The sequence below is a fragment of the Succinivibrio sp. genome (assembly GCF_045124615.1).
Lineage (GTDB): Bacteria > Pseudomonadota > Gammaproteobacteria > Enterobacterales > Succinivibrionaceae > Succinivibrio > Succinivibrio faecicola.
In genome coordinates this window covers 1-3,092 of the sequence record NZ_JBGVMC010000079.1, presented here as the reverse complement: position 1 = coordinate 3,092, position 3,092 = coordinate 1, and the positions used below count along the sequence as shown (strand labels likewise).

Below are 3,092 nucleotides of genomic sequence, written 5' to 3'. Positions count from 1 at the left end.
TTGAACTGATAACCGCCTTTTTGAGTTCTTCCGCTGGCCTATACACTTTGTAGATCTCATCTGGTTTAAGTCCTAATCGCTCATAGTTAGGAATTTCATGGCCCATATAAGGAGCAACCTGTTCTTTAGAGATATTGGAGATCGCAACGTGTAAAAAACCGTTATCATCAATCGATCTAACAGAATCTTTAAAACTTACTTTGTCAAATACGATTTTATCAGTCATTGATCTGATCCTCGTCAAAAATAACCTGCATAATACACTTGCAGTTTATGAGTTCTCCTGGTTGTACGTATCGCTTTTCAAAATCATCATAACAGCCTTTTTCAATTTCAAAAGTTTTGCCGTTCATGTGAATGTGACTTACTCTACTTGTATATTTTCCAGCTACATGAATCCAGACGGCTTTAGTACATCCGATTGCTAGCGCATTCTGTCTTTGTATAAACTGATTGATCTTGTTAGTCTGATCTTGTGCAACGGTATAGGCTCTTCTATCTGTAAAGCCTTGCGTTGCTTTTAATTCGTCTAAAAGCTCGTTGTAATTACGCCCTTCCTGTAAACCTTTAAAAATCACTTGTGAGATACGATCTACATCTTCAACATTGATTTTTGTGATTAGGTTTACATTATCTCTAATAATATCAGGCAGCACGTCAAGAGCTTTCTGTGTGATATAACGCTTTTTAACGGTTGGCACGGTAAAAGCCTTATTTACTAGACCTTTCGTAACTTTTGCGTTAATAAAGGCTCTGCGCTGTGCCTCTGACGTTGAGAAGGCTATTTGTGAAATAATCTTTCCTACTTTTTTAACGCTTGCCTCGGCAACTAATGCACTCCATAAAGCGATATTTGTAGAAATAAACTTATCAAGATCAGACTTTAAAAGATCCGGGTTACGTTTAGCAACTTCCGATAATAGTTTTTTCTTTAACTCTTTATTTTTTCGTCTTTCCTCCGCTGTCAAAGGTTTTAAACTATCAGCGGTTAAGGCGTGTTTACTTTCTAAAAAGTTTAAAATCTCATTCGCTACAAAAGATCGAAAGTCGCTACATATACGATCAATAGTCTTTTGATACGCTTTTTTTATGCCTGCGTTACTTTCTATAGCTCTTGATACTCTTACTCTTTTTATAGTCATAATTTTTATTAAATTAAAAACTATTCATTTGAATTATTAAACGTTTTTTGTGCCATGTCAACAAGGCTGTTTTTATTGCCTGTATCTGCGTTCTGTTTCTGCTGCATCAGTTCTGCAAACATATTGCCATGCTGTGCATTTGGATCGTCTGTCATTAAGTCGGTTTGTGTAGCTTGCTGTAATTCCTCCGGCAGCTCCTCATCAAGGAAATTAAGGCCTAGATCCTGATCTTGTCTGACCGCCTCTCTAAGCTCTTCTGCGCTCATTGCCTGACGGTCAACTAACTGAGTTAATGCACCGATCTTAGTCTGTGCTGTCATTGCCTGAGTTGCCTTGTTTTCTTCATTTAAAGGCTCAAATTCAAAAGTAATTGCAGGATCGATCTTTCCAAAATTAACGAGCTGAATAATTTTCAATATAGTTTGGATCTGCTCTCTGTATAGCTCCTGCTTGGATGCTATATAGTCATAATAATTTTTTAAATCGCTTTCGCCTGTAGCGTTGAAGCCGCTTGGTGAAATGCCTAGTAACTTAACAGCAGGAGTACGATTGATACAGGCCACCAGTTCAAGCGACTGTCTAACTACATCAGTACACCCTGCAATAGTAGTCTGAACATTCATCACACTTTCTGAATCTTTATCACATACAAAAACGCTGTCATTATTTCTGTAACGCTCTAAAAATTCCATTTTTGCATCAAAGAGATCTAGTCCTTGCGGATCGCTTAAAACTGCATCCATATCAGTCTGAACTACTAACAGGCTGATCTTGTTTAAAAGTCTAGCTGTGCTTGCTCTGCAGTCATTAAAGTGGATCACGTAATCCCACAAAATCTGAGCTTGTGGGATGCCTAAAAAGTTGTAGTTAGGCTTTAAAAGGATAGGAGGCTGATTTTCAATAAAAGTAATCAGTCTGCTTGCGTGTACTCTGCGCCCTAAAACCTGCCACATACGTGGGCGCATATAATCATCACGCAGCGGATCGATACAGTTATAATCTATTGGTGAGACATTAACAGGATCTACAACAATGAATTTAACGCTTGCATCTTTGCCTTTTAATTCAGCACTTAAGTCATTGACTGCTAAAGGTAGAGTAAGATCATCCTCTCCAGTGTCAACAAAGATAAAAGCTCCGCCCATATAGCCGGTAGTAGTCACAGCTTTATGAAATAGATCCTGAATATGATAATCTCTTAGGAGATTTGTTAATTTTTCAAGTTTATCGGAATCATCACACCCGGTTAGCTTGATCCACTTTCTACTCAAATCATCTGCTATTGTCTGCACACAGGCACGGATTAAACCTTGTTGCGCTATCTGCTGCAATACTCCATAACCAACAAAAGAAGTTATCGGATATTGCCCTAAGTCGTAAGCGTGTTGTGTCAAGCTCTCATAGATTGCATTAAAACCGCCAGCGGAATCAAAAGCCATATTCAGGTTATTACGCTGTTCCTGGTTTAATCCTGACATAGTAACAGGTAGAGAAAAAGCCTCTTTCACTTCTTTTAAGCTGTTTAAGGCTTTTGCGGTGCGTTCTGGGATCAGTGCAAGGCGATCTTTTATGCTTTCTGCGGTCAATTTCATTTGAGGCACTTCAGATTTAACAGAATCAATTTTATTTTCTGTTTTATCAATAACTTTTACTTTTTCATCTGCCATAACACGATCCTTTGTATGATTTTCTGATAAGATCTCATTGATGCACTTTGGATCTTTACAGGTGTTTCATTCGTTAAATTCACAAATTTTAAACCGCTATTTTTATTATAGCGGTTTTTTCTTTCTAAATTAAATCTTCAATTCTCTTAATTTTCTAAAACATTTTTCATGCTTTCGTTTATCGTCACTTAACAACAAGTATAAATTCTTATTCCAAAAAGAAATTATACGGTTTTGGCTATCCTGCTCTTTGTGCTGTTTTCTGATCTACCATTTTTTACCG

General features: G+C 37.3%; 3 protein-coding genes. All 3 read right to left on the bottom strand.

The window, feature by feature from the left end; translation table 11 throughout:
* Positions 1-226, bottom strand: a 226-nt coding sequence (locus ACJML3_RS02130) for a DUF2213 domain-containing protein (protein ID WP_406020201.1), incomplete at its 3' end; no start/stop codon positions are given.
* On the bottom strand, positions 219-968 hold the full coding sequence (locus ACJML3_RS02125; protein ID WP_406020200.1) for a phage minor head protein: 750 nt from the start codon (positions 966-968) through the stop codon (positions 219-221). The genes ACJML3_RS02130 and ACJML3_RS02125, both read right to left, overlap by 8 nt.
* A gap of 194 nt (positions 969-1,162) precedes the next feature.
* Positions 1,163-2,809 (bottom strand): anti-CBASS protein Acb1 family protein, encoded by a 1,647-nt coding sequence (locus ACJML3_RS02120; RefSeq protein WP_406020198.1) that lies wholly within the window; start codon positions 2,807-2,809, stop codon positions 1,163-1,165.
* Positions 2,810-3,092 lie beyond the last annotated feature (283 nt).

Coding starts and splice junctions, on each gene's coding strand:
- ACJML3_RS02120 (WP_406020198.1), bottom strand. CDS start 2,809: ATGGCAGATGAAAAAGTAAAAGTTATTGATAAAACAGAAAATAAAATT.